Source organism: Tessaracoccus sp. (genome assembly GCF_016714275.1).
Lineage (GTDB): Bacteria > Actinomycetota > Actinomycetes > Propionibacteriales > Propionibacteriaceae > Arachnia.
On record NZ_JADJNP010000001.1, the window covers coordinates 1,287,617 to 1,312,729 of the forward strand.

The following is a 25,113-nucleotide window of genomic DNA, read 5'->3' on the forward strand; positions in this document are numbered from 1 at the left end:
ACGGACCGGAGTTGACTGGGCCGGTGAGCCGCGTCCGCAACCCCCTGATCGTGTCCCTGCTCGGTCTCCGCGGCAACGGCCGCGCCTCGGTCTACACCGAGCCCCTCTGGGGGCTCTCGATGATGCTGGTGCTGCCGTACGCGTCGGTCTTCATGCTGGCGCTCGGTGTCCACGACACGCAGATCGGCCTGCTTGCGACCATCTCGATCCTTTCCCAGGTGGTGTTCGGCCTGCTCAGCGGGGTGATCACCGACAAGATGGGCCGACGGGTGACGACCGCGGTGTTCGACATCATCGCCTGGGTCATCCCCTGTGTGATCTGGGCGTTCGCCCAGAACTTCTGGTGGTTCCTCATCGCGTCGGTCGTCAACGGCGCCTGGCAGGTCACGCAGAACTCGTGGGACTGCCTGCTTGTCGAGGACGTCGACCGGAAGGAGATCCCCAAGGTCTACTCGCTGATCAAGGTGGCCGCCGAGTTCTCCGCCCTCTTCGCGCCGATCGCGGCCGTGCTCGTCTCGAACCTCGGCCTCGAACTGGCCGTGCGAATCCTTTACCTGAACGCCGGGTTCATCATGGCGGTCAAGATCTGGCTGCTCTACCACTACACGACGGAGACCGCCACGGGACGGGTCCGCATGGAGCAGACCCGCGGAGTGAGCATCTGGACCTCGCTGTCGGAGTACCGCGGCGTGCTGGGCCTCATCGTCCGGTCGAAGGGCACGATCTTCTCGCTGATCATCGCCGCCATCGTCGGCGCCGTCACGCTCGTCAACGGCACGTTCTGGCAGGTCGTGATCAACCAGCGCCTCGGCATCCCCGACGCGCTGCTGCCGTTCTTCCCGATGGTCCGGTCGCTGCTGTCGGTGCTGTTCTTCTTCACCCTCATCCCACGGCTGACGCACGCCCAGCGGCTCAAGGCGCCCACGCTGATCGGCTTCGGGATCTACCTCGCCAGCCAGCTGCTGCTTGTGGGCATCCCCGCCTCCGACGGCGCGGCCGTCACCTCCACCTATGTCCTGCTCGCGGGCTGCCTTGTCCTCGACGCGTTGGGCGCGGGCATCCTCTTCGTGCTTGCCGAGTCCCTCGTGGCGCTGCACGTCGACCAGAACGAGCGGTCCCGCGTGATGGCCATCCAGCGCACCTGCGTGATGCTCGTCACCGCTCCCTTCGGCTGGATCAGCGGGTGGCTGTCGAGCATGGACCGCAGCTGGCCGTTCCTGCTGACGTCGGCGCTCCTGGTACTCGGGCTGATCGTCGCGGGACGGTTCTGGGTGACCACGCACACGCAGCAACACGACGAAGCTCCTTCGCCCGCGTAAACGCACCCTGGGCAGGGCTGACGCGGCGGCGTACTGTGGCGCCATGGAGACAACACAGCCTGCACTGGAGCTGCTTGACGACGCCGATTTCCGGCGTGTCCTCATCGTCGTCGCCCATCCCGACGACGCGGAGTACGGCACCTCGGCGGCCGTCGCGCACTGGACCAGCCGGGGTGTCGAGGTCGGCTACCTTCTCCTGACCGCCGGCGAGGCAGGGATGCAGCGGCCACCGGAAGAGGCGGGCCCACTCCGCGCCATCGAGCAGCGCAACGCCTGCGACATCGTCGGGGTCGAGAGCCTGACCATCCTGGACTTCCCCGACGGGATGCTGGAGTACGGCCTCGACCTACGCCACGCCGTCGCCCGGGAGATCCGTCGATTCCGTCCCGACGCCGTGCTCAGCGGCGCGGGCGAACTGCACACCCCGTGGGGCATCGACCACGCCGACCACCGCGCGGCCGGCATCGCCACCATCGACGCCGTCCGCGACGCCGACAACCGCTGGGTGTTCCGCGACCTCCTCGACGAAGGTCTGGAGCCCTGGGGCACGACCTGGTTGCTGCTAACCGCCACGAAACCCACCCACTTCGTCGCGCTGGACGCCGACGACGAGCGCCGTGGCGTGGCATCCCTGACCGCTCACGAGGCCTACCTCGCCGACCTCCCCTGGCATCCGGCGCCTCAGGACTTCATCCCGGAAATGCTGAAGCGACAAGGCGAGCTGGCCGGCGTGGAGCGGGCCGTCACGCTGGCCGCCCAGCGTCTGCGCGGTTAAGCCTCGATCCGCCGGTCCGCGCGGAGTTCAGTCGCGCAGCGGTGAGCCCAGCACGGAGAACCTCGTCCCATCCATCTCACCGGAAAGCAGCGGCATCGCCTTCCTGATCGAGGCGCGAACGCTGTCCAGCTGCAGCGAGGACTGATGGGCGTCCTCAGACGCCCACAGTTCCACCACGAACACCGTGTCGGGGAAGTCGTCGTTGACCCCGACCTCGTAGAGCAGGCAGCCGGCCTCAGTGAGCTCCGGGCTCCACCTCGTGAGCAGGTCAACCAGTTCGTCGCGCTTACCCGGCAGCGTTCCCAGCGTGCCCACATTGGCGAAAGTCATGCCTCAGCCTACTCGGGCCCTGCTGCTCCCGGCGGGCTGTTGCATAGACTGACGCCGTGCTCACCGTCGCCACATTCCCCCGGCCCCGAGTCTTGGCCCGGCTCGCCGTCGTCCTCGCCGTCCTGATCGCGCTGCTGCCGCCACAGGGCGCTGCCGCAGCGTCGGCGACCATCCGGGTCGTGAGCTACAACGTCGGGTCCGAGACGGTCGACACTGACACCCACCCCTGGACGAAGCGCCGCTCCGCCGTCGTCACGGCCGTGCTGAAGCAGAAGCCCGACGTCATCGGCTTCCAGGAGGCCTCGCAGGGCAAGCTCGGCAAGACCGGCAGCACCAACCAACCGGATCTCAGCCAGGCCGAAGACCTGGTCAAGCGCCTCGGCAAGCCGTACAAGATGGCCAACACCGCCCGATACAACTGCAAGAACCCGAAGACGCCATACAAGTGCGCGAAGAAGTACCAGGGCGCGGCGAACAGCCAGAAGATCGTCTACAACAGCTCGACGCTCACGCTGCTGAAGCAGGGGTCGAAGAAGACGACGAGCCAGAAGACGAAGATGGAGCAGCAGCGCTACGTCGAGTGGGCGCACTTCCAGCACAAGGCGACGGGCAAGAAGTTCTTCTTCGTCAACGTGCACCTCGACCCCGGCAAGGACAAGAAGAGCATCAAGACCCGAGCCACGCAGATGAAGGAGATCCTCGCCGTCATCGCGGCCAAGAACCCGAAGAACCTCCCCACCTACGTGGTGGGCGACTTCAACTCCCACAAGTGGACCGACGGCGGCAACAAGCCCTACGACGCGATGCGCAAGGCCGGCTACGTGGACCCGCTCGGCAACACCTACCTGTCGACGACGACCACCGGCGGCGCGACGGTCAAGAAACGCATCAACACGCAGTACTCCAGCCACAACGCGTGGAAGCGGACCGCCCCGGTGAAGCCCGCGTGGGTAAACGGCATCTACATCGACTACATCTGGACGAGCACAGGAATCCAGGTGCCCGAATGGGAGACCGTGATCGATGTCGACCCCAAGACCGGCAAGTTCAGGGCACGATCCCGTCGGACCACAACATGCTGCGGGCCACGACGATCATCAAGTGAGCAGCGCGCCGTTCCACGGCCCTCACTTCTAGGGGTCTCTCTTCGACGCCCATCATCGGCGCGACAAGGAGCTTAGGATCACGGCATGGCGACGAGGCAGAACCATGGGCACGGACGCGGCGTGACAAGGACGATCGCGGCCGGCGCAACACTCGCGGTGGTATTCGCGCTCGCCGCATGTACGGGCGCACCGCCCCCGGGGCCGTCGTCGCCCCCCTCGGGCCCCACCACCGAGACGCCGGATCTTCCCGGGGTCGGTGCGCCGCTTCCTGACCTCGCCCCCGCCCTCTCCCTCGCCGAGCTCGGGGCCTTCACCGGCGTCGCTCGGCTGGAGATGGGCTCCAACTGCACGGGCACCGTCGTCGACACCGGCGTCGACGACGGGCCTGCCTACATCCTCACCAACGGGCACTGCACAGGCGACGTCGGGCGTCCACCGCAGTCGGCGACCGTTGGCGAGGACTGGTTCGGGCAGGGGTTCCTGCTCGATACGCACGACAACCCCGCGCCGTACCCGGTCGATGCGGAGGTGCTCGAGTACTCGACGATGCGTGGCAGGGACGTGTCGCTCGTGCGGCTCACTGAGACGCTGGGCGAGCTCAAGACGCTCGGTATCGCGCCCATCCCGATCGTCGACGAAGAGCCCGCGCCAGGGACAAAGGTCAGGAACATCGCGGCCCCCGTCCAGGACATCGCGCAGGAGAAGTGGGTGCTGCGCGGCGGCGACTGCACGCTCACCCACCAGACGGACCTGATCGAGTTCAGTTGGCTGTGGCGCGATGCATGGGCGACCGACTGCCCGGGTGTCCGGCAGGGCTCCTCCGGCTCGCCGCTGCTCACCGTCGGCGCCGACGGCGCCCCCGAGGCCATCGCGGCGATCGTCAACACGACGACCTGGGCCGCCGACCCCGCCAACGGCGGGCACTGCTTCCTCAACCGGCCTTGCGAGCTCAGCCCAGACGGCCCGACGATGGTCGAGAAGACGTCCTACGCGGTTTCGGTCGCGGGGATCGGCCGCTGCTTCGATGCCAAGGGCTCCTTCGCGCTCGGCGGGGACTGTCCGCTGGAGGTCCCATCGGTGTGGGCGAACAACGGCGGCGGCATCTTCCGCGGCGGTGACCTTCCCGACGCGACCGGCATACCCCCGCGGGCAAACCTCGTCGTCAACCCCGCGGTCGCCGACTCGGCGCCGGTGCGCACCGTGCTCGTGGAGCTCACGGACTCGGGGGTGTGCGGCGACCCGGCGACCTACTCGGATGCCCCCACCGTCACCGTCCCCGCCGTAGGTCACGACTGGGACGACGGCTACGTGCTCCCGGTGAAGCTGCCCGAGGATGAGGGCCACTATGCGCTGTGTGCCGTCGCGAACGACGACTACGCGGGCGCCGCGTCGGTGCTGTTCGAAGTCGACCGGACGCCGCCGCTGTTCCAGCCCGGCGGCTCCGTCGAGGACCTCGGCGACGGCAACGTGTCCGTCTCCCCGTTCCTGAATCCGCCGGAGTTGTCGACGGTGCGGTTCACATGGGTGCCCGGAGATGCGGAATGCCCGGCGACCGAGACGTTCCAGGACTTCTTCATCGTTCCGCTGACGCTCATGGCCGAGGACCTGCCCGCCACCTACTGCATCTACGGCCTCGACCAGGCAGGCAACGCCACCGACGTCGTCAGGATCCCGATCGCCAGCCGGTGACTACCCTGCCGCGTCCCACCAGTCGAGGACGCGAGTGCCGATCAGCGTGAGCCACTTCGACGACTCCCCGACCGGGACGTCCATGTCGAACCAGGTGCGCCCCGCCAGCTTGTACTCCTGAATCCAGCTGCCGTCGGGCTGCCGCTTCGATCGCACCAGATCGACGGCGTCCGACAGCCGCTCGTCGGGCGAGGTGCCGTCGAACTCCGCGGCCTCGCGGAAGTGATCAAGCGCGGCCAGGGCGCTGTACACGTGCCGGTTGGGGTAGAAGAGGTGCGTGACGAAGTCATCGACGACCTCCCCGGTGGAGGCGCGATACATCAGCCGCCTGGTGAGCAGGTACTCCTCGCCGCCGTGCCGGGTGGCGCGGAGCGAGGTGTCGCCGGTCAGCTTCTCGTAGGCGAGGATGCCGCGCAGCGCGTTGAGGGTCGAGTGGAACGACGACCGCACCGACTCCCCCTCCTCCGCCTCGCAGTTCCATCCGCCGTCGGCGAGGCGGTGGTCGCGGAACCAGGCGACGAGCCGGGAGACGTCCGCCCCTAACCAGGCGCCGGTCGCGAGCGTGTACGAGTTGATGCACACGTCCACCTCTCCACCCCAGTACGGGAGGTCGTCGTACTCCCAGCGCGAGAACCTGCCGAGCCGCTCGGCCGTGTCGCGGAGGACAGAGGGGTCGACGCCCCAATCGCGCAGGTCCTTCAGCGACCATGTCGTCGCGATCCACGGTTGCCCCGGCTCAGCCTGCTCAGGGCTGTCGAAGTAGCCGGCCGGGAAGTAGGCGCCACCGGCCCACTGACCGTCCTCGCCCTGTTGGGCCAACAGCGCCGCACCGAATCCCTCGCGCGCGACTCGCGCCCGGGTCGCCTCCCACACGGACGGCGGTGCGCCGAGCAGGTCGCGCTCCACCTGCCAGCGCAGCGCGGGGTCGGCGTCGAGGAGCCACTCACGGATGCCTTTTTCCATGCACCGACGCTACTCCGTCCCCCTCGGTGCGGGCCAGGGCGGCGACGTGGGAGTTCGACGCGGTAGCTCGGAAGTCGATCTAGCCGGACTTGCGGCGGAACTCGCGCTTGCCCGCCGCCTTGCCGTGGATGTGCCCGGCCTCGCGGTCGGCCGTGATCCCGTGTGAAGCCGACATGTGCTCGGCCTGCTTCTTGCGCTCCAGCGCCTGCCGCATGGCCTCCTTCGGGTCAAGCTTCTCGGGCCCGTTGTTCTCAGTCTCAGCCATGACCCCACCGTAGGTTGCAGAGGCTCGGCGGGCAAGGGCAAACGCCGTCAACGAGCCGCCGAGACCTCAGTCGTGGAGGGCGCGCCCGAGGGCGTCGAGCTTGCGTTCAACAGCGGTGAGGCGCTCGCCCAACTCCCCCACCTCACCGTGGTCCTGCGCCGTCGGCCCGGCTGCAGGGCGCCCCCGGGCGAACTTCAGGTACCCGACGGCGATGGTGACGGCCAGTGCCACCGTCACCACACCGAACCGGACGAGGCTCGTGTCGGCGGAGAACGCCATGCCGACCGCATAGATCATGGTGAACACGCCGCCGAGAAGGATGCCGTTCGAGAGCACCGCCTGGTGCTCGGGGAGAAACAGCGACACGGCGAGCAGCGCCGTCGCACAGAGCAGCAAGACGACGCCGGTGATCAGCGCCCACTGGCTATGTGCGGCCTCCCAGACTTCCGGATCGTAAGGGTCCGCCGGGTAGTTCGGGCTCGGATAGAAGGTGTTGGCGCCAATGCCCACGAAGGCGACGACGACCAGCCCGAGGAAGAACGCGAAGATGATCTGCAGCGCAGCGTTGGCCTTCATGTACCGACACTACCCCGGCATGCCGGCGCAAAGGCGACGGTGCGCCCGATCAGCCGTCGACGATCGGCTCTCCATGTTGCTTCTGCGTACAAGTGCCGTATCGGCCGTCGCGATCTACAGTTGGTCGGCGATCGCGCGCTTCTTCGCGAAGCTGCGAGTCCCCTTGCGTGGCTCGGGGACATGAGGGCTCGCGGCGCTGGAGCGGCGCAGTTCCCGGGCGGCCTGGGCCATCAGCGGGTTGGCGCCGATGACCGGCTTCTTCTTGGACATGTTCAGCTCCTTCCTCTTCGAGGTTCCGCGGATAGGTGGTGCCGTGCGCTAAGGATGTACTCGATGGCGTCGACCGATTCTACGCGCCGGACAGCCAAGCGATGACATCGGCGGCGGGGCCGTCTGGGGCGCTCCGGTGACCGGTGCCTGCCCACAGGTGGAGGCGTTCGGCGTCTCCTGCACGCGCCGCAGCCTGGCGGAGGGGCCGAGTGAGGTAGTGCACCTCTGGGTACCCGGTCGGGGCCGTCGCGTCATGGCGATCGACGAAGCCGTTGCGCACGGTTCGTGCGGGCCGTCCCGTGAACGCCCTGGTGAGGACCGTGCTGTTCCCGTGGGACGCCGGGCCTGCGGCGAGGGCCGCACGGTGGACGGGCGAAGTCCCCGCCTCTTCGGTGCGCAGCAGCAAGGTGCCGACGGCGACCGACTCCGCCCCCGCTGCCAACAGCTCCCGGACCGCGGCCGGGCCATCGACGCCGCCGGCGGCGACCAGCGGAAGGGCGGTGACGCGGCGCACCCTACGCACGAGCTCGCCCGTCGGCAGGTCGTCGGGCGTGGCGCGCGGGTCGTGCACGGCGCTGTGGCCGCCCGCACCGATTCCCTGTACGACGAGCCCATCGACGCCGAGCCGTTCCGCGGCACGGGCCTCATCAGTGCTCGTCACGGTCGCGAGCACCACCGATCCGGTGCGCCTGAGTGCCTCGACATCGTCGCGGTCCGGCAGGCCGAAGGTCAGTGAGACGACGGGAACGGGACGCCGCACCAGCAGATCGACCTTCGCTCTCCACTCGTCGTCGCCGCTCACGGGAAGGGCATCAAGGACGAGGCCGTAGACGTCGGCCTCCGGCTGGAGCTCGGCGGCGTAGGCGCGGAATGCCTCCGCGTCGACGGCGCCCCGCGGAGGAACGAACAGGTTGACGCCGAAGGGCGCACCGAGTGCGCTCATCGCCTCGACCTGGCCGGCCACCTCGTCGGCCGCCTTGTTGCCCGCCGCGAGGAAAGCGAACGCCCCGGCCCGCGCGGCGGCCATCGCCAACTCGACCGTCGTCGGCCCGCCGGCCATCGGCGCGGCAACCAGTGGCAGGCGCGAGTCCAGTAGTCGTCCCATGCACCCAGCCTATGACCGCCCTGCCGCCGAGGACTACGATCGCGCCATGGCCGACGCGATCGCCGAGCATGCAGCACTGTGGGCGCTCCCACCGTCGGAGTGGTCCGCTTACCTGGGCGCGCACTCCGGGCTTCCCGGACCGCGAGCCAACCTCCCGCTCGCCACCGCCGTCGCACTGCGCGCGAACCCCGCCGTCGTCGGCGAGCTCCTCCGCGACGGCAGGGAGTTCCAGACGATGTGCGCCGCTGCGGCACTGGGCGCCCGCGCCGACGATCCGGCCAGCGAGCGCCGCGCGCGGGACCTGGCCTCCGATACCCGATGGAGGGTGAGGGAGGGCGTCGCCCTCGGACTCCAGCTCCTCGGCGACACGGCGCCGTCCCAGCTGGCTCGTATCGTGCGCGGCTGGGCCGACGGCGACGATCCACTGGTGCAGCGCGCCGCCACAGCGGCGATCTGCGAGCCGAGGCTCCTTCGCACCCCAGAGACCGCGGCCCTCGCCGTCGACGTATGCCGCGTCGCGACGCGCAACCTCTGCCAGCTACCACCGGCCCGGCGCAAGATGCCTGACGCGCGGACGCTGCGACAGGCGCTCGGTTACTGCTGGAGCGTCGCCGTCGCCGCGGACCCTGCGGCGGGTCTTCCTGCCTTTCGCGAGTTGGACACCGAGGACGCCGACGTCGCTTGGATCGTCACCCAGAACTCGCGGAAGAAGCGCCTGTCTTCGCTGCTCTGACACCCGAGCGAGGCGGTGCTCCGGGCTGCGGGTCATCACTGACGAGGAGTTCGCGATCGTTTTCGACGAGCGTGTGGCGAACCATAGGCTGAGGCGATGACGATCGAACTCGATGTGCGCTTACAGGACGGCCGTACGCTGCACGCCTACGACACACGCTCGGGACCGTCTGTCGCCGACGGCGAGGCACCCGAGTCCGCGACCGCGGTGTTCTGGCTTCACGGCTCACCCAACCTCGGCTCCCCTCCCGAACCGCTGTTCGCCGCCGCTGCCGCGCACGGCCTGCGCTGGATCTCCTACGACCGGCCAGGATACGGAGGGCCGAGCCCGCACGACGGCAGGGCGGTCGCGTCGGCGGCGTCCGATGTCGCCGCGATCGCCGACGCACTCGGTATCGAGCGTTTCGCCGTGCTCGGCCACTCCGGCGGAGGCCCTCACGCGCTGGCGTGCGCCGCACTGCTCGCGGAACGGGTGATCGCGGCGGTGAGCATCGCTGCTCCCGCACCGTTCGCGGCGGAAGGGCTGGACTGGTTCGCTGGCTGGTCGCCCGGCATCGCTGCGGAGAACCGTGCGGCGACGAGTGGTCGCGCCGCGCTACGCGCACACTGGGCCCAGACTGAACCCGAGGACATGAGCGCCTTCTTCACCGAGGCCGACGTCGCGGCTCTCGGCGGGGACTGGTCATGGCTGGCTGGTGTCACCGGAAAGGCAATCGAACAGGGCAACGAGGGGATGCTGGAGGACACCCTCGCTGCCGTCCAGCCCTGGGGGTTCCACCCAGGGAACATCGATGTCCCTGTCCTCGTGATGCACGGGGGGAACGACAGGATGGTTCCGACTGACCACGGCCGATGGCTCGCCGCGCGCTGCCCGACGGCGGCGCTGCGACTGATCCCGGAGGCGGGGCACATCACCGTTCTCGACGGCGCCCCAGACGCTCTGGCCTGGATCGGAACCGTCTGAACGCCAGGTGTTCCCATGCCCGACCCGCGGATCGCGTCGCCTGCCAGGTTAGTTCCGTCCAGTTGCTCCGCGATCCGGCGTTACCCGGGCGGGATTCGTCAGATGCCCTATGTCAAGCCGCCGTGCTTTTGGGTGAGGACGCGTTGTAGCGCGCGGTGGGTTTCGGGGTGGTAGACGAGGCTGTCTTGCCAGCAGTGCCAGATGACGTGGAGCCAGGCGCGATCCAAGGCTGGCGTCGCGTCGCGGAACAGAGGCCCGGGGTCGCGTCTATCGCAGCCACAATCTCGCCGTTCACTCTCACCTAGGGTTTGCACATGGCCACGCATTTCTACACCGCGTCGTCGCTCGATGGGTTCATCGCGACTGACGACCACTCGCTTGAGTGGCTGTTTGCACAGGACTTCGACATGAACGGCCCGATGGCATACCCCGGGTTCATCGGACGGATCGGCGCACTGGTGATGGGGGCCTCCACGTACGAGTGGCTGTTGGAGAACCAAGAGGCGTGGGAGTACACACGACCCGCCTGGGTCTTCACCCACCGGGAGCTGCGGGTCCCCGACTGTGCCGACGTGCGGTTCTCACAGGGACCGCCCTCCCAGGTCATCGACGATATCGCCGCATCTGCCGACGGTAATGACGTCTGGGTGATGGGTGGCGGTGACCTCGCCGGACAGTTCGCCGAAGCCGGTCTGCTCGACGAGGTCTGGGTGCAGTTCGCACCGGTGATGCTCGGCTCGGGTCGGCCACTATTCACCCGAGCCATGCAACTCGACCTGATCGATGTCGTCCGCAACCGCGACTTCGCTTGTACCCGTTACCGGGTCCGCAAGGGTCTGCCCCGGTAGGCCAGACCCGCTCGACCCGCGTTCACGACCTCACACCAGGAGTACCACCTAGGCTGCAGTCCGCCCCGAGGAGACGCCGGCGGTGTGGTCCCAGTCCCGCGGCGTGAGGTCCGGGCGTCGATGCAGGTAGCCATTGGAGAGCAGCGGCGAGGAGATGACCATGTCGGCGGTGGCCACGTTGCAGGCCATCGGGATGTTCCACACCGCGCCGATCCGCAGCAGGGCCTTGACGTCAGGATCGTGGGGCTGGGCCTCCAACGGATCCCAGAAGAAGACCAGCAGATCCAGCTCACCCTCGGCGATACGCGCGCCGATCTGCTGATCTCCGCCGACGGGTCCGGAGAGGAACCGGTGCACCGGTATCCCCAGCTCGTACTCGAGCATCGTGCCGGTGGTGCCCGTCGCGTAGAGGTCATGCTGGGCCAGAGTGTCCCGGTTGAACTCGGCCCAGCTCAGCAACTCGGTCTTCATGTTGTCGTGCGCGACAAGCGCGATCTTACGTCGGTTCTCAGTACTCATATCGGTTCTCACTACTCAGGATGTCCACCATGCTGCGCGGAAAAGGTTGCGGGGAGGTTAACCACACGCTGCTGGCTTGTTAAGAACGTCGAAGAGTTGGCCGTCGAGCAGGGCCGGGCACGATGATCGGCAGCTCGTCGCCTGTTCTCGCGTGGAAACGAAAAGCCCCCGACTCTGGCATATTGCCTAGTCAGGGGCTAATTCTTGAGGTTGTGGAGCTAAGGGGATTCGAACCCCTGGCCTCTTCCATGCCATGGAAGCGCGCTACCAACTGCGCCATAGCCCCAGGTTGGTTCACCTCTCGGTGACCCTGCCGCCTTGCGGCGACTCGAAGAACTTTAGCGCATCTCCGCACAGGTTGGAAAATCGGTGCTGACAAGGGCCTCACCGACGTGCGACGCCCGCTGACAAACGCCGGCGCGGCCGTTCCGACGATCCGTCTCGGAGGCCGACGACCGCGTGTAGCGTGTGCGGCGTGGAGAAGGCCGGAGACGTGGTGTTGGACTACCTCCGCGCACAGGTGGGCGTCCTGCAGACCCTGGAGGACGGGGTCCTCTCCGACGAGCCGGACGCGGTCCACCGCAGCCGCGTGGCGACCCGGCGCATGCGTTCGGCCCTCGCGACCTTCGAGCCGCTGTTCGCCCATCGACGAGTGCGACGGCTGCGCTCCGAACTGGCTTGGCACGCCGCCGAGCTGGGGGCGCCGAGGGATGCCGAGGTGTTGCGCGACGGCCTGCTCGCTGCCCTGGACAGCATCGGAGTGGCGGTGGATGCCGCCCAGCGTCGCGAGGTCAGCAATCGGTTGACCGACGCTCACGCCCGGGCGCACGGCGAACTGGTCGCAGCCATGGTCACCCCACGCTACGACGCCCTGCGGCGCGCGCTGACCTGCTGGCAGGCTGCTCCGGAACTCACCGCAGCCGCCGCGGCACCCGCCCAGCCAATGCTGCACGGCCTGCTCGACCGCGCGCGGGGCAGGGCCGCCATCCGCTACGCGGCCGCGCTCGCCGACCCCGCAAGCCTCGGCGGGTGGCATGAGGTACGCAAGGCGGCCAAGGCTGTCAGATACGGTGCGGAGGCACTCGCCCCCGTCTTCGGCCGCCGGGCACTGCGGCACGCCGCGGCCTGGGAAGCCGTCACCGACGCCCTCGGCGAGGTGCAGGACTCCGTCGTCGCCCAGGAGGCGCTCGCCGACCTGACTGGAGACCCCGTGATCGACGCCCTGCTCGCGTTCCAGTCCGGCCGCGGCCATGCAGCCCTGGCGCATGGCCGGGCCGAGCTGGACACCGCGCTCGCGGCGGGGCTATAGCGCCGCGAGACTACTTGTTGTAGTGCTTTGCCAGCTCGCGGGCGAGCGCAGCGACACCGAAGACGTCCTTGCTCTTCGCCGTCGAGAACACCGGGACCCCCTCCGCCACCAGAGCCTCCGCCGTCGGCTCGTCCCAGGCAAGGACCGCGACATCGTCGCGGTGGCCCAACAGGTGCGCATAGGCGTGAGCAAGCGACGGCTGGCTGAGCAGGACCGCGTCCCAGGCGCCCTCATCCCACTTCTCGCGCAGCTCGGGCTCGAGGTCGGTGACGTCGGCCATCGTGTAGATCTCGCAGCGATCGACGGTATAGCCCTTCGCCCGCAGGCCGTCCTCCAACTTGGTGGACAGCTGATCGGGGCCGACGACGACGACACGCACGTCGCCCTCGGCAGGCGGGAACTCGTCCACGAGTCGCAGCGAGCTTGCCGTTCCGTCGGGGCACAACTCGACGGTGTACCCGGATTCCTCCACGATCTGCTGGGTGATCGAACCCATCGCGGCGATCTTGGCGCTGGCCGGGATGTCCCATCCGCGCTCGCGGAGCGCCCACATGGTCTGACCGGAGGGAATGACGACCCAGTCGGCACCGGCCATGATGTTGTCGGCTGCGATGAGGCGGCCCTCCTGCAGCGTCACGCAGTCCACTCGCAGCCCGTTCTGCCGCATCGTCTGCGAGAGCTGACCCTCGAGGCGCGGGAGGAGGACGCGGATGCGGTCGTCGTCGCTCCCCCACTCGATGAACATCGACTCGTCGTCGTGATGCTCGGTGAGGTCGACCGCCGACAGCACCTCCGGCGTGAAGAAGCGCTCGGCGCGGCGCTGCAGCAGCGCCTTCGCGACGTTGTGGCCGGTGCGCTGCGCGTGAAGGTGCGACGTCGGCAACCCGATCTCCAAGACCACGCGCTTCGTGCCATCCACCGAGTAAACGCCCGCCTTCAGGCCGAGGATGCCGCGGCGCGACGCGAGGGCGCCGACGGGCGCGATGTAGGTGGTGTTCAGGCCGGTCAGCACCGCACGTTCGGCCTCGACGCAGATGCGGGTCTCGATGTCGTCGAGCTCGGCCAGCGCGGCGCTGACCTCGGCGTCGTCGGCGCGCGAGTCCAGCGCCAGCGCACCCTGACCCGGGGCGGGCAGTATGGGCAGGTATTCCGCGATGCGGTCCTCAAGCCCCAGCGCCTTCAGCGTCACCGCCGACAGCACGACGGCGTCCAGGTCTCCCGGCTCCACGCGGCGCAGCCGCTCCTCCACGGAGCCGCCAACCTCGATGAAGGTCAGGTCCGGCCGCAGGGCTCGAAGCTGGGCCATGCGCCGCAGCGAGGTCACACCGACGCGCGACTTCCGCGGCAGGGCGGCCAGCGGCAGACCCGACAGCGTCGCGAGCGCGTCGCGGTGGTCGCCACGCTTCAGAATGGCACGGATGACGAGATCGCCGGGTTCCTCGTCGAGCGGGATGTCCTTCATGGAGTGGATGACGACGTCGCAGAGCCCCTTGCGCAGGGCCTTGCGCAGTTCGCGCGTCGACGTGCCGATCGCCGGACCGCTGCCGGGCATCTGGCTGCTGTCGCCCGAGGTCTTCGAGACCCGGACGATCTCCACCTCGTGCCCCGCCTTGCGCAGAAGATCTGCCACCTGCTCGGAGCGCGCCAACGCCAATGCCGATCCCCGCGTACCCAGTCGAAGCTTCACCCTTGATCCTTCCCAGAAACCTGCGGACTAGTCTCTCACGGATGCGCGGCGGCTCGCGCGGCCCGCGGAAGAGCCGCGACGATGCGCTCCATCGCCGCGTCGTCGTGCGCCGCGGACAGGAACCAGGCCTCGAAGGCCGACGGGGGCAGCGCCACCCCACCCTCCAGCATGGCGTGGAAGAACCGGCCGAACGCGGCCTGGTCCTGCGCCTTCGCGGCCTCGTAGTCGGCCACCTCGCCGTCGCGGAAGAACACGGAGAACAGGCTGCCCGCGGTCTGGATGACGTGCGGCACGGAAGCGCGCAGCAGCGCCTCCCCGACCGCGACCTGCAACTCCGCGGACCGGTGGTTGACGCGTTCATAGACCGCGTCGTCGGCCAGCCGGAGCGTCGCAAGGCCCGCGGCGGTGGCCAGCGGGTTGCCGGAAAGGGTGCCTGCCTGATACACCGGACCGACCGGCGCCAGCAGCTGCATCAGCTCCGCGCGCCCGCCGAGTGCGGCGAGTGGCATCCCGCCGCCGACGACCTTGCCGAATGTCACGATGTCGGGTGCGTAGCCGCCCTCGAGGCCCAGCCAGCCGCCGGGGCCGACGCGGAAGCCCGTCAGCACCTCGTCGAGGATCAGCAGCGCACCGTGGCGGGCGGTGATGTCGCGCAGCGCGGCGTTGAAGCCGGGCGCGGGCGGGACGACGCCCATGTTGGCCGGGGCCGCCTCCGTGATGACGGCGGCGATCCGGTCCCCGACCTTGTCGAACACGCGCTCGACCGCGTGAAGGTCGTTGTAGTCGACGACGACGGTGTCGCCCGCGGCCGCGGCCGTCACGCCCGCGGATCCCGGAAGCCCTTGGGTGGCGACGCCGGAACCGGCCGCTGCCAGCAGCGCATCGGAGTGACCGTGATAGCAACCCGCGAACTTCACGATGACGTCGCGGCCCGTCGCGCCGCGCGCGAGCCTCACGGCCGTCATGGTCGCCTCAGTGCCCGTTGACACGAAACGCACCTGCTCGGCGACGGGCACGCGGGCGCGGATCGCCTCGGCCAGCTCGACCTCGGCGGCCGTCGGCGCCCCGAAGGACAGGCCGCGGCCGGCGGCGTCCCGCACGGCGGCGACCACCTGCGGGTGCGCGTGGCCCAGCAGCGCGGGACCCCACGAGCAGACGAGGTCGACGAACGCGTCGCCGTTGGCGTCGACGACGTAGGGGCCGCGCGCCTCGGCGATGAACAGGGGCGTGCCGCCCACCGAGCCGAACGCGCGCACCGGCGACGACACGCCGCCGGGAATGACGGCACGCGCCCTGTCGAACAGCACCTGGTCCTCGTTCACTTGCACCACGCGGCCATCTCCTTCGCCCAGTAGGTCAGCACGATGTCGGCGCCGGCCCGCACGATGGCGGTCACCGACTCCCGCGCCGCGGCCTCGCGGTCGATCCAGCCGCGCTCTGCGGCCGCGCAGATCATCGCGTACTCCCCCGACACCTGGTAGGCCGCGACGGGCACATCCGCGACGGCGGCGACGTCGGCCAGCACGTCCAGGTAGGAGCCTGCGGGTTTCACCATGACCATATCGGCGCCCTCAGCGAGGTCGAGCTCGACCTCGCGCAGGCCCTCGCGCCGGTTCGCCGGGTCCTGTTGGTACGTGCGGCGGTCGCCGTCGAGCGAGCTGGCGACGGCCTCGCGGAACGGGCCATAGAACGCGGACGCGTACTTCGCGGCGTAGGCGAGGATGGCGATGTCCTCGAACCCCTCACCGTCGAGCCCTGCCCTGATGGCCTCGACCTGGCCGTCCATCATCCCCGACGGGGCGACGACGTGCGCGCCGGCCCGCGCCTGCGCGACGGCCATGGAGACGTAGGCCGCGAGCGTCGCATCGTTGTCGACGCGGCCGTCGGCGGTCAGGAAGCCGCAGTGGCCATGGCTGGTGAACTCGTCCAAGCAGGTGTCGGCCATGACGACCGTCGCGTCGCCGATGGCGCCGCGGACCGCGGCGAGGCCGCGCTGCAGGATCCCGTTCTCGGCCCAGCCTTGGGAGCCGCGGTCGTCCTTGACGGCGTCGTCGGGCACGCCGAAGAGCATCAGGCCGCCGACCCCCGCGGCTACCGCCTCCTCCGCGGCGCCGCGGACGGAGTCGAGGTCGTGGCGGACCACGCCGGGCATGGACGAGATCTCGCCGCGGCGCTCGGCGACGAACATCGGCAGCACCAGCTGCGATGGCCGCACCTCGACCTCCCGGACGAGCCGCCGCATGGCGGGGGTGGTGCGCAGCCTTCTCGGGCGAATGACGGTCATTACTCCTCCAGCGATGCGATGGCTTCGACGACGCCGGCGGCGTCCTGGGTGGCGGCGAGGGCGTCGGGTTCGACGCCCAACTCGCGCAGCGCGGCGGCGGACGGCTCCCCGAACGCGACGACCCGGATGCCGCGACGGTACCCGAGCAGCTCGCCGACGGCGCGACCGACGGATCCGGAGGTGACCACGACGACGTCGAAGTGGCCGCCCCGCCACTCCTCGCCGAGGCGGTCGGGCAGCTCCCGCAGCGGCACGACGGTGTACACGGGCAGGGTCTCGACGTCCCAGCCCTTGGCGGAGAGCCCGTGCGCGAGGGTCGGCTTGGCGAGCGCGGAGCCGGGCGCGACGACGCGGCCCGTGCCGCATGGGAAGGCCGCGACCAGCGCGGCGGCGCTGGCCTCGCCCTGCGGCACCAGGTCGACGCGGATCCCGCGCCGGGCAGCCGCCGCGGCGGTTGTGGCTCCGACGGCGGCGACGCGGGCCGACTCGGGGATGGTCAGGCCGAGCTGCTCGAGGGCGTCGAGCGTGGTTGCGGAGGTGAGCGTGACCCAGTCGGCGCCGTCGAGCCCGCCGCCGGGGCGCAGCAAGACCTTGCGCTGCACGGGATGCGCGACGACCTCGGCCCCGGCCGCGCGGATGCCGTCGGCCAGCGCGCCGTCGGCCCGGGGCAGCAGGACCCGCACGCCCGCGAGGCTGCGCGCGCCACCCCAGAGGGAGGTGTCGTCGTGCAGGTCGGCCAGGCGTGAGGGGCGGGAGGCGTCGAGTTGGGCGACGGTGGCGGCCCCGGCGTCGAGGAGATCCGCGACGACGAGGTCGTCGGCCCCCGGCCCAAGAGGTCGCTCTGCGTGGGCGGCCGCCGTGCCGTCGAGCGAGAAGACGCCCGCCCGGAGGACGCCGTCGCGGGCCCAGGCGCCGATGGGGGCCGCGCAGCCGCCACCGAGCCCCGCGAGGACGGAGCGTTCGGCGTCGACCTCGTCGTGCGTCGTGGCGTCGTCGATGCGGGCGAGCGCGTTGATCAGGTCGAGGCGGTCCGCGCGGCACTCGAGCGCGAGGGCACCCTGTCCTGGCGCGGGCAGGATGTCGAGGAGGTCGGTGATGTGGGCTTCCAGGCCCAGCCGCCTGAGCCCTGCGGCGGCGAGGACGACGGCGTCGAGGTCTCCCTCCGCGACACGCGCCAACCGCGTCCCGACATTGCCGCGGATGTCGACGAACGTGACATCAGGCCGCAGCGCCCGCAGCTGGGCGACCCGGCGGGGCGAGCCCGTTCCCACCTTCGCCCCCGCAGGCAGCCCGTCCAGCGTCAGGCCGTTGCGGGCGCAGAGCGCGTCGCGGGCGTCGGCGCGCGCGGGGATCGCGGCGATGGCGAGGCCGGGCACGGGTGTCGTCGGCAGGTCCTTCAGCGAGTGAACGGCGAGGTCACACCGGCAGTCGAGGATGGCGGTGCGTAGCTCTGCCGCGAAGATCCCCAGCGTGCCGAGCCTCGTGAGGGAGCCTCGCTCGATGTCGCCGCCCGTCCGGATGCGCACCAGTTCGACGGTGTGGCCGAGCGTGCGCAGCTGTGCGGCGACCAGCTCGGACTGACCGACGGCGAGCGCGGAGCCCCGCGTCCCCAGCGTGAGCTTCATCGAACAACCCGTCCCACGCCGAGGATTACGGGGGCGATGCCGTTGCCGTCGATCCAGGCGCCGACGAGATCCACGCCGACCGCTGCGGCGTCGCTGAGGAAGCTGTCGCGGGCTGTGGGGTCGATTCGGGCGGGCATCGACGCCCACTCTACCGACGCGAACTCGGCCACCTCGGCGGGATCGATAGCGATGCCGGTGAGCAGCGAGGCGTCGGCGACTGCCTGCTCCCGGGAGGGGTCGATGTCGGCGGCGTAGGAGAGGCGCAGGATCTCACGGCCCTCGGCGCGAGCCCACGGCCACTTGGCAGAGTAGTGCGTGAGGGCCTTTGCGCACAGTCCCGGGGCCGGGTCGGCGACGAGCACGCCGGAGCCGACAGGGTCGCCGGCCAGCTCGGGCGTCGAGACCGCGAGGATCGCGAACCGCGCGGACCGCACCGGAGGCGGGACGATCTCGACGCCGACCTGCGCCAGCAGTCGCGCCGCGACGGTGGCCGGCGTGGCGAGCACCACGCGGTCCGCGCGGAGGACCTCGCCCGTAGTGGTGGTCAGGACGAGATCTTCGCCGTCGCGCGCGAGAGCGGTGACGGCGGCGGCGCAGCGGACGTCGCCGCCCGCCGCCCTGACGCGGTGCTCGATCTCCGCGATCAGCCGGAACATACCGCCGACCGGCTGCTCGACGGTGGGGCCTTCGGCGCGCGTCGCTGCCACCGCAGCCAGCAGCGACCCCTGCGCGCGCAGCGCGGCGGTCAGGCCGGGTGCGACCGCCGTGAGCGGGAGCCGGTCGGCCGGGGTGGCATAGACGCCGCGGGTCACGGGCTCGACGAGGGTCGCGAGCGCCTCGTCGCCGAGACGGGCGCGCACGAGGGTGCCCACCGTCGTCGCGTCCGCCCCTGCGTCCGGACCCAGGTCGGCGTCGCGGGCGACCGCCACGCGCCCCTCGAGAGACAGCGCGCGGAGGGCCGGGTCGTCGAGCGTTGCGGGGATGCCGACGACACCCTCCGCCATGGGAGATGCGCCCGAGGGGCGCCAGATGTGGGCGACGCCGGAGGGGCCGGCGACGTCGATGCCGAGTTCGTCGCAGAGCGCCCGGCCGGTCCCGCCGCGCGCGGCGTAGGCCTCAGCGCCGGCATCGACCAGCGTGCCGGCGAGGTCTGCGGCGGCGATCATTCCCCCAGCGGCCGATCCCGCCTCGCGCAGCTGCACCTGATGGCCCGCCTCGCAGAGTCGCAGTGCGGCGAGCATCCCGGCGAGCCCGCCCCCGACGACGGCGACGCGGCTCATAGCGAGTGGATGAGATCGACGAGGGCGGTGATCGCACCGGGGTCCGTCGTCGGCGGGACACCGTGACCGAGGTTCACCACGTGGGCGGGCGCGGCCTTCCCGCGCTCGACCACCTCGCGAGCGTGCGCCTCAAGCGCCCCCCAGCCTGCCGATAGCAGCGCCGGATCGATGTTGCCCTGCAGCGGCAGCCCCGGAAGGATCGCCGCGGCCTCGTCGAGCGGGGTGCGGTAGTCGATGCCCATGGCCTCGACGCCGCAGGCAGCCATGTCCGGAAGCAGATGGCGGGTGCCGGTGCCGAAGTGAATACGAGGGACGCGTCCCTCCACCGTCGCCAACGCGGCCGCAGAGTGCGGCGCGACATGGGCGACGTAGTCGGCGCGGGTGAGTGAGCCGGCCCAGGAGTCGAACAGCTGCACGGCGCGGGCGCCGGCGTCGACCTGCGCCGAGAGGAAGCGCCCGGACAGCTCCGCGCACCAGGCGAGCAGGCGATTCCAGGCGGCCGGATCGGCGTGCATCATGGCGCGGGCGGCGAGGTGGTCGCGGGAGCCGCGACCCTCGACGAGGTACGCGGCCAGGGTGAACGGTGCGCCGGCAAACCCGATCAGCGGCGTCTCCTCCCCCAACTCCGCGATCGCGATCCGCACGGCCTCCTGGACGGCGCCCGGGTCCATGTCGACCAGACCGACGATGCGGTCGACGTCCGCGGCAGTGCGGACCGGTTCGTCGATCACCGGCCCGATGCCCGAGACGATGTCGACGTCCACGCCGGCCAGCACGAGCGGCGTCATGATGTCGGAGAAGAAGATGGCGGCGTCCACCTTGTGGCGACGCACCGGCTGGAGCGTGATCTCCGCCGCCAGTTCCGGCAAGAGGCACGCCTCAAGAATCGTCGTCCCGCCGCGCACCTCCCTGTACTCCGGCAGGGAACGGCCCGCCTGACGCATGAACCAGACGGGCAGTCGATCGGGGCGGTGGCCGCTCAGGGCGGCGAGAAGTGAACTCATGGTGGGTCGATTCTGCCGCACGATGGCATGAGTGCTTGAATGGGGGGCACTGTGACGATGACCATCTTCTCCATCCAACACGCCCGACAGGGTCTCACCGAGGTCGAGCGCATCAGTGACGACGCGGCAGGCCTCGCCGAGCGCCTGCACGACATCGACGGCGTCACCGGCGCCCTGCTGCTCAGCACCTGCAATCGCGTGGAGGTGCTGCTCGACACCGATCCCGGCATCACGAGCAGCATGATGCGCGCCGTCATCAACGAACGCTTCGCCGTGCCGCCCGCCTGGGACCTGTTTCTCGGCGAGGCCGCGCTCGGCCACCTTTTCCGGGTCGCAGCTGGCCTCGACTCGATGGTGGTCGGCGAGCGCGAGATCTCAGGACAGCTCCGCAGGGCGCTGGCCCAGGCACAGGTCGAGGGGCGCTCGTCGCTCGCCCTGACGATCGCCGTCGAGGAGGCGCTCAAGGCCTCACGGCGCGTGGCGCGCGAGACCACGCTGGAGGGCGCCGGTCGTTCCGTCGTGAGCGCGGGCCTCGACCTGGTCGCCGCCGACTGGGCTTCGACGAACATGCTGCTGATCGGCACCGGGTCCTACGCGGGCGCGGTCGTCGCCGCCGCCCGGGCCCGCGGCGTCCGCACCATCACCGTTCACTCCGCGAGCGGGCGCGGCGCCGAGTTCGCGGCCAGCCACGGCACCGCCCAGGTGACATCGGTGGCGGAAGGGGTGGCGATGGCGGACCTCGTGGTGACCTGCCGCGGCCAGGGTGCCACTGTCGTCGGCGTCGACGACGTCACCCGCTCAGCCACCTTCCTCGACCTCTCGCTGCGCCGCGACGTCGATCCCAGGGTCGGGCAGCTCACGGGCATCCGGTTGATCGATCTGCCCGCCATCCAGGACTCGCTCGGCGGCGGCATCGCCGAGGACACCCGCCGCGCGCAGGCCATCGTCAACGAGGGCATCGCCCTTGCGCTCACCAAGCTGCGTTCCCGCGTGGTCGACCCGGCCGTCGTCGGGTTGCGGGAGTCCGTCATGGCGCTGGTCGACGACGAGGTGGCGCGGCTCCCCCAACGACCCCTCACCCCCGACGACGCCGCGCTCGCCCTGCGGCGGCTGGCGACGCGTCTCCTGCACGTGCCCTCGTCGCGGGCGCGGCTGGCCGCGGAGCAGGGCCGCACCGACGAGTATCTCCACGCCATGGAGGAGCTGTACGGCATCGGTGCGCCGGTCGAGATCAACCCGAACGTGATGGAGGAGCTGACGTGCCCGGTGACCAATCTCAAGGTGTGCGACCTGGAGACGATTCACACGGTCGCGGAGGCGATGTGAGTCTCGCCCCCTACACCGCGGTGATGCTCGCGTCCTATGGCGGGCCCGACAAGTCCGAAGACGTGCTGCCGTTCATGCGCAACGCGACGGCGGGCAAGGGCATCCCCGACGAGCGCCTCGTCGAGGTGTCGCAGCACTACGAGCTGTTCGGCGGGAAATCGCCCATCAACGAACTGAACGCCGCGCTGCTGGCGCGCGTGTCCGAGGAGTTGCGTCGCCGCGGCGTGGACGTCCCGGTCGTGATCGGCAACCGCAACTGGCACCCGTTCTTCGCCGATACGGTCGGCACGCTCGCCGACGCCGGCCACGAGCGCGTCGCGGCCCTCGCGACGTCGGCCTACTCCTCCTACTCCAGCTGCCGGCAGTACCGCGAGGACCTGGATGCGGCCGAGGCGGGCGTCGACGGCCGGGTGCGGTTCGACAAGGTGGGCCCGTTCGCGGAGTCGCCGGCGTTCGCGCGCGCCCAGGCGCGCGCCGTCGTGGCCGCATGGCGAGAGCTGCGCGCCCGAGTCGGGGCCGACGCGCCGCTGAAGCTGCTCTTCGTGACCCACTCCATCCCCCTGGCGATGAACGCCCGGTCGGGGTCCGGCGAGCCCGAGTCGCGCTACGACGCCCAGCACCTGCGGGTCGCTGCCGCGGTCGCGGAGTTGGCGTCGGCGGAGCTGGGCGAGGACCTCGACTGGGAGCTCACCTACTGCTCGCGGTCCGGATCGCCGCACGTGCCGTGGCTGGAGCCCGACGTCAACGACCGGATGGAGGAGCTCGACGACGTCGCCGGCGTCGTCACCGCGCCCATCGGCTTCATCTCGGACCACATGGAGGTCCGCTACGACCTCGACACCCAGGCCAAGGAGACCGCCGACGCCCAGGGCCTCGCATACCAGCGCGCGGCCACCGTCGACACGGACCCCGAGTTCGTCGCGCTGCTGGTCGACAGGCTCGTGGAGATGGCCGCCCTGGCCCGCGGCGAGCTGGCGGCCCCCGCCCTCGCCTGCGCCCCCATCGGCGGCTGCTGCCTCCCCCGCCGATCCGTTTCCTAAGGAGAAGAACCGTGAAGCACCCCGGACGCGACGAGCGCGACCAGACCGATGTGGACCTTGAGGCCATCAACGCCTCGTCGCTGTACGCGATGTACTGCGTGTTCGCTACGGCCGCGCCGCTGCCTGCCGACGGCACTCTCGCCGATGTCGAGGATGCGGTCGCCGCGACGGGCGTGACCGTCCGCGGCTTCTACGACATCGGCGGGTTCCGCGCCGACGCCGACCTCCTGGTGTGGCTGCTGTCGGACGACCCCGCGAAGCTCCAGGCCGCCTACCACGCCATCCGCCGGAGCGAGCTCGGCGCTTCCCTCGAGCCGGTGTGGTCGAGCGTGGGCGTGCACCGGCCGTCGGAGTTCAACCGCACGCACGTGCCCAGCTGCTTCGCCGGCTTCGCGCCGCGCCCCTGGCTGACGGTCTACCCGTTCGTGCGCAGCTATGACTGGTACTACCTCGATGAGGAGCACCGCTCCAAGATGCTCCGCGAGCATGGCATGGCCGGCCGCGAGTACCCGGAGGTCGTCGCCTCGACGCTCGCCGCGTTCGCGCTGGGCGACTACGAGTGGCTGCTGGCCTTCGAGGCCGACGAGCTGCACAGCCTCGTCGACGCGATGCGCCATCAGCGCGGGGTCGAGGCCAGGCTCCACGTCCGCGAGGAGACCCCGTTCTTCACCGGCCCCCGGGTGTCGCTCGCCGAGTGGATCGAGCGCCAGCCCCGCGCCTGACCACGCTGGGTCTTTCGATCACCTTTCTGGAACTACTTCCGCCAACGCTTCAAAGCTCGTCGAATATGAGCCGGTCAGCTCAATTTCCACGAGATCGGCGGGGCCGACGAATGCGCTGGAGACCGTGTCCACACCACACTTGATTTCGCTGCTCGACGCGGCCACACCGTCTACCCGTAAGACGTAGCTCATCGACGCGCCGCCCTGGCAGATCGCATGGACCAGATAGCGTTCAGAGTCTTCGGCTTCACCATTCACGGAACTTATCTCTCCTCCCACCACCCGCACATGCGCGATAGCGTCCTTGAAGAGATCTGGGATAGGCGGCACCGGAGTTACCGAACTGGGGGTAGGGGACACTTCACGGGAAGGTGACGACGTCGGAGGGTTGGGCGGCAACTCCGCGCTGCCACATCCGCACATCATCGCGAATGACGCGCACACGGCTACCACCCACAGACGGTTGATGCACGTCACGAGCTAGTCTCCCAGTAATACCATCCTTCGGTACTACTCGGAGGGGGCAACGACCTCGGCTTGGGCAACGCTCGCGAAGCGAGCAGAAAACCGCCGCGAGTGAGAACGCTACGCCACGAAGAGGAATGTGAAACACCTTGATCTACTCGTTAGTTAGTTAGTTAGGCAATGGATCATCTACTACGCAATGTAGTTGCGAACAGCGACCGCGACTAGTCCCAGGTGAAAGTGTCAACTTTAAGCAACCCCGAGGCACATCCATACCCCTCAGGTGGGCCAGGTCTCAGGACACGTTATGCGCCTGGAGGCGCCAGGCGCCGTGGGTGTAGAGCAGCTCCGAGTGGTGCGCGTTGCCGAGGCCGCCGAGCGCCCGGCCCTCGATGCCCAGCAGCGCATGGATCACCCGATTGAGCAGCAGCCCGTGCGCGACGACCAGCACCAACCCGCCCGCGTGGCGTTCCGCGATCTCACGCATCGCGGGCACGCCCCTGGCGACGACCTCCGCGAGCGTCTCCCCCGTCGGTGAGCGCCGGAAGTCCTCGCCGTTGGCGTAGCGGCGGTCGTAGTCGGGGATCTCGGCCTTGACCTCGTCCCAGGTGCGGCCGGACCAGCTGCCGACGTCGATCTCCATCAGGCGTCGGTCCGTCACGATGTCGGCGTCCGGGCGGATCAGCCGGGCCGTCTCCAGCGCGCGGCTGAGCGGCGAGGAGTACACGGCGTCGAACCGGACGCCGGTCAGCCGACGGCGCGCCGCCTCCGCCTGTTCGCGCCCTTTGGCGTTCAGCGGGATGTCGGCCTGGCCCTGGAACCGCCCGGTGGCGTTCAGGTCCGTCTGGCCGTGCCGCAGCATGACCAGCGTCGTCCCCTCGACCATGGGCTTCTCCTTCACGCCTTCCTA

The 25,113-nt window shown here is 70.0% G+C and carries 26 protein-coding genes, 1 tRNA gene and 1 pseudogene; 11 read left to right on the plus strand and 17 right to left on the minus strand.

From position 1 onward, the window contains the following. Nucleotides 1-23: 23 nt before the first annotated feature. On the plus strand, nucleotides 24-1,319 hold the full coding sequence (locus IPJ61_RS05995; protein WP_297104107.1) for an MFS transporter: 1,296 nt from the start codon (nucleotides 24-26) through the stop codon (nucleotides 1,317-1,319). Nucleotides 1,320-1,362: 43 nt separating this feature from the next. Then, nucleotides 1,363-2,094: a PIG-L deacetylase family protein gene (locus IPJ61_RS06000; protein WP_297104109.1), complete on the plus strand. Its 732-nt coding sequence runs from the start codon at nucleotides 1,363-1,365 to the stop codon at nucleotides 2,092-2,094. Between the two features lie 27 nt (nucleotides 2,095-2,121). Here the strand turns inward: IPJ61_RS06000 and IPJ61_RS06005 are convergent, their stop codons facing one another. Next, a complete protein-coding gene (locus IPJ61_RS06005; protein ID WP_297104111.1) occupies nucleotides 2,122-2,424 on the minus strand; it encodes a putative quinol monooxygenase in 303 nt (100 codons plus the stop codon). Between the two features lie 56 nt (nucleotides 2,425-2,480). On the opposite strand from IPJ61_RS06005, the gene IPJ61_RS06010 reads away from it, so the two are divergent. Together IPJ61_RS06010 and IPJ61_RS06015 are read left to right on the plus strand one after the other, a co-directional pair. After that, a complete protein-coding gene (locus tag IPJ61_RS06010; RefSeq protein WP_297104113.1) occupies nucleotides 2,481-3,605 on the plus strand; it encodes an endonuclease/exonuclease/phosphatase family protein in 1,125 nt (374 codons plus the stop codon). Between the two features lie 9 nt (nucleotides 3,606-3,614). After that, on the plus strand, nucleotides 3,615-5,219 hold the full coding sequence (locus IPJ61_RS06015; protein WP_297104115.1) for a trypsin-like serine peptidase: 1,605 nt from the start codon (nucleotides 3,615-3,617) through the stop codon (nucleotides 5,217-5,219). On the opposite strand, the gene IPJ61_RS06020 is transcribed toward IPJ61_RS06015, so the two are convergent. The 5 genes from IPJ61_RS06020 to IPJ61_RS06040 all read right to left on the minus strand — a co-directional run bounded on the left by IPJ61_RS06020 (nucleotide 5,220) and on the right by IPJ61_RS06040 (nucleotide 8,398). Next, nucleotides 5,220-6,182, minus strand: a complete 963-nt coding sequence (locus tag IPJ61_RS06020; RefSeq protein WP_297104117.1) for a squalene cyclase — start codon at nucleotides 6,180-6,182, stop codon at nucleotides 5,220-5,222. Between the two features lie 79 nt (nucleotides 6,183-6,261). Further along, entirely contained in the window at nucleotides 6,262-6,447 is a 186-nt protein-coding gene (locus tag IPJ61_RS06025) for a DUF5302 domain-containing protein (RefSeq protein ID WP_297104118.1), read from the minus strand. A gap of 66 nt (nucleotides 6,448-6,513) precedes the next feature. Continuing rightward, on the minus strand, nucleotides 6,514-7,023 hold the full coding sequence (locus IPJ61_RS06030; RefSeq protein WP_297104120.1) for a hypothetical protein: 510 nt from the start codon (nucleotides 7,021-7,023) through the stop codon (nucleotides 6,514-6,516). 114 nt (nucleotides 7,024-7,137) lie between these two features. Then, nucleotides 7,138-7,293, minus strand: coding sequence for a hypothetical protein (locus IPJ61_RS06035; protein ID WP_297104123.1), 156 nt, complete (start codon nucleotides 7,291-7,293; stop codon nucleotides 7,138-7,140). Between the two features lie 79 nt (nucleotides 7,294-7,372). Continuing rightward, nucleotides 7,373-8,398, minus strand: coding sequence for a nitronate monooxygenase (locus IPJ61_RS06040; RefSeq protein WP_297104125.1), 1,026 nt, complete (start codon nucleotides 8,396-8,398; stop codon nucleotides 7,373-7,375). A 46-nt stretch (nucleotides 8,399-8,444) separates the two neighbouring features. Here IPJ61_RS06040 and IPJ61_RS06045 point away from each other — a divergent pair, with 46 nt between their 5' ends. The 3 genes from IPJ61_RS06045 to IPJ61_RS06055 all read left to right on the plus strand — a co-directional run bounded on the left by IPJ61_RS06045 (nucleotide 8,445) and on the right by IPJ61_RS06055 (nucleotide 10,942). Further along, nucleotides 8,445-9,131: a HEAT repeat domain-containing protein gene (locus IPJ61_RS06045; protein ID WP_297104127.1), complete on the plus strand. Its 687-nt coding sequence runs from the start codon at nucleotides 8,445-8,447 to the stop codon at nucleotides 9,129-9,131. 96 nt (nucleotides 9,132-9,227) lie between these two features. Continuing rightward, nucleotides 9,228-10,094 carry an alpha/beta fold hydrolase gene (locus tag IPJ61_RS06050; protein WP_297104129.1) on the plus strand — a complete coding sequence of 289 codons (867 nt, stop codon included), beginning with the start codon at nucleotides 9,228-9,230 and terminating at the stop codon, nucleotides 10,092-10,094. Between the two features lie 314 nt (nucleotides 10,095-10,408). Next, the gene (locus IPJ61_RS06055) at nucleotides 10,409-10,942 is read left to right on the plus strand and encodes a dihydrofolate reductase family protein (RefSeq protein WP_297104131.1); all 534 of its coding nucleotides are present in this window, start codon (nucleotides 10,409-10,411) and stop codon (nucleotides 10,940-10,942) included. Nucleotides 10,943-10,990: 48 nt separating this feature from the next. On the opposite strand, the gene IPJ61_RS06060 is transcribed toward IPJ61_RS06055, so the two are convergent. Both IPJ61_RS06060 and IPJ61_RS06065 read right to left on the minus strand, forming a co-directional pair. Continuing rightward, nucleotides 10,991-11,461, minus strand: a complete 471-nt coding sequence (locus tag IPJ61_RS06060) for a methylglyoxal synthase (RefSeq protein WP_297104133.1) — start codon at nucleotides 11,459-11,461, stop codon at nucleotides 10,991-10,993. Between the two features lie 213 nt (nucleotides 11,462-11,674). Then, nucleotides 11,675-11,747: transfer RNA gene (locus IPJ61_RS06065), tRNA-Ala, on the minus strand. A 189-nt stretch (nucleotides 11,748-11,936) separates the two neighbouring features. Here IPJ61_RS06065 and IPJ61_RS06070 point away from each other — a divergent pair. Then, on the plus strand, nucleotides 11,937-12,770 hold the full coding sequence (locus IPJ61_RS06070) for a CHAD domain-containing protein (RefSeq protein ID WP_297104135.1): 834 nt from the start codon (nucleotides 11,937-11,939) through the stop codon (nucleotides 12,768-12,770). 10 nt (nucleotides 12,771-12,780) lie between these two features. Here the strand turns inward: IPJ61_RS06070 and hemC (IPJ61_RS06075) are convergent, their stop codons facing one another. From hemC (IPJ61_RS06075) to hemE, 7 genes and pseudogenes are all read right to left on the minus strand, one after another. Beyond that, a complete protein-coding gene (gene hemC / locus IPJ61_RS06075) occupies nucleotides 12,781-14,457 on the minus strand; it encodes a hydroxymethylbilane synthase (protein WP_297104137.1) in 1,677 nt (558 codons plus the stop codon). A gap of 35 nt (nucleotides 14,458-14,492) precedes the next feature. Continuing rightward, nucleotides 14,493-15,779, minus strand: a complete 1,287-nt coding sequence (hemL, locus tag IPJ61_RS06080; RefSeq protein WP_297105570.1) for a glutamate-1-semialdehyde 2,1-aminomutase — start codon at nucleotides 15,777-15,779, stop codon at nucleotides 14,493-14,495. Continuing rightward, a complete protein-coding gene (gene hemB, locus IPJ61_RS06085) occupies nucleotides 15,776-16,741 on the minus strand; it encodes a porphobilinogen synthase (protein WP_297104139.1) in 966 nt (321 codons plus the stop codon). Before hemB ends, hemL begins: the two co-directional genes overlap by 4 nt. Further along, entirely contained in the window at nucleotides 16,741-17,424 is a 684-nt protein-coding gene (locus IPJ61_RS22510; RefSeq protein ID WP_459251266.1) for a uroporphyrinogen-III synthase, read from the minus strand. Before IPJ61_RS22510 ends, hemB begins: the two co-directional genes overlap by 1 nt. A 57-nt stretch (nucleotides 17,425-17,481) precedes the next feature. After that, nucleotides 17,482-18,366: pseudogene (gene hemC / locus IPJ61_RS22515) on the minus strand (hydroxymethylbilane synthase); the annotation flags it as partial. Then, nucleotides 18,363-19,646 carry a protoporphyrinogen/coproporphyrinogen oxidase gene (locus IPJ61_RS06095; RefSeq protein WP_297104143.1) on the minus strand — a complete coding sequence of 428 codons (1,284 nt, stop codon included), beginning with the start codon at nucleotides 19,644-19,646 and terminating at the stop codon, nucleotides 18,363-18,365. The pseudogene hemC (IPJ61_RS22515) and the gene IPJ61_RS06095, both read right to left, overlap by 4 nt. Next, the gene (hemE, locus tag IPJ61_RS06100) at nucleotides 19,643-20,650 is read right to left on the minus strand and encodes a uroporphyrinogen decarboxylase (protein ID WP_297104145.1); all 1,008 of its coding nucleotides are present in this window, start codon (nucleotides 20,648-20,650) and stop codon (nucleotides 19,643-19,645) included. The genes IPJ61_RS06095 and hemE overlap by 4 nt, the downstream gene beginning before the upstream one ends. Before the next feature lie 57 nt (nucleotides 20,651-20,707). Here hemE and IPJ61_RS06105 point away from each other — a divergent pair, with 57 nt between their 5' ends. From IPJ61_RS06105 to hemQ, 3 genes are read left to right on the plus strand one after another with little or no spacing between them, the layout of a single operon-like run. Then, complete coding sequence (locus IPJ61_RS06105) at nucleotides 20,708-21,976, plus strand: glutamyl-tRNA reductase (RefSeq protein WP_297104148.1); 1,269 nt, start codon at nucleotides 20,708-20,710, stop codon at nucleotides 21,974-21,976. Continuing rightward, a complete protein-coding gene (locus IPJ61_RS06110) occupies nucleotides 21,973-23,016 on the plus strand; it encodes a ferrochelatase (RefSeq protein ID WP_297104150.1) in 1,044 nt (347 codons plus the stop codon). Before IPJ61_RS06105 ends, IPJ61_RS06110 begins: the two co-directional genes overlap by 4 nt. An 11-nt stretch (nucleotides 23,017-23,027) precedes the next feature. Beyond that, nucleotides 23,028-23,738 (plus strand): hydrogen peroxide-dependent heme synthase, encoded by a 711-nt coding sequence (hemQ, locus tag IPJ61_RS06115; protein WP_297104151.1) that lies wholly within the window; start codon nucleotides 23,028-23,030, stop codon nucleotides 23,736-23,738. A gap of 18 nt (nucleotides 23,739-23,756) precedes the next feature. Here hemQ and IPJ61_RS06120 read toward each other — a convergent pair whose 3' ends face one another. Together IPJ61_RS06120 and IPJ61_RS06125 are read right to left on the minus strand one after the other, a co-directional pair. Next, nucleotides 23,757-23,996: a hypothetical protein gene (locus IPJ61_RS06120; RefSeq protein WP_297104152.1), complete on the minus strand. Its 240-nt coding sequence runs from the start codon at nucleotides 23,994-23,996 to the stop codon at nucleotides 23,757-23,759. A 502-nt stretch (nucleotides 23,997-24,498) separates the two neighbouring features. Beyond that, nucleotides 24,499-25,104: a histidine phosphatase family protein gene (locus tag IPJ61_RS06125; RefSeq protein ID WP_297104153.1), complete on the minus strand. Its 606-nt coding sequence runs from the start codon at nucleotides 25,102-25,104 to the stop codon at nucleotides 24,499-24,501. Between the last annotated feature and the right edge of the window lie 9 nt (nucleotides 25,105-25,113).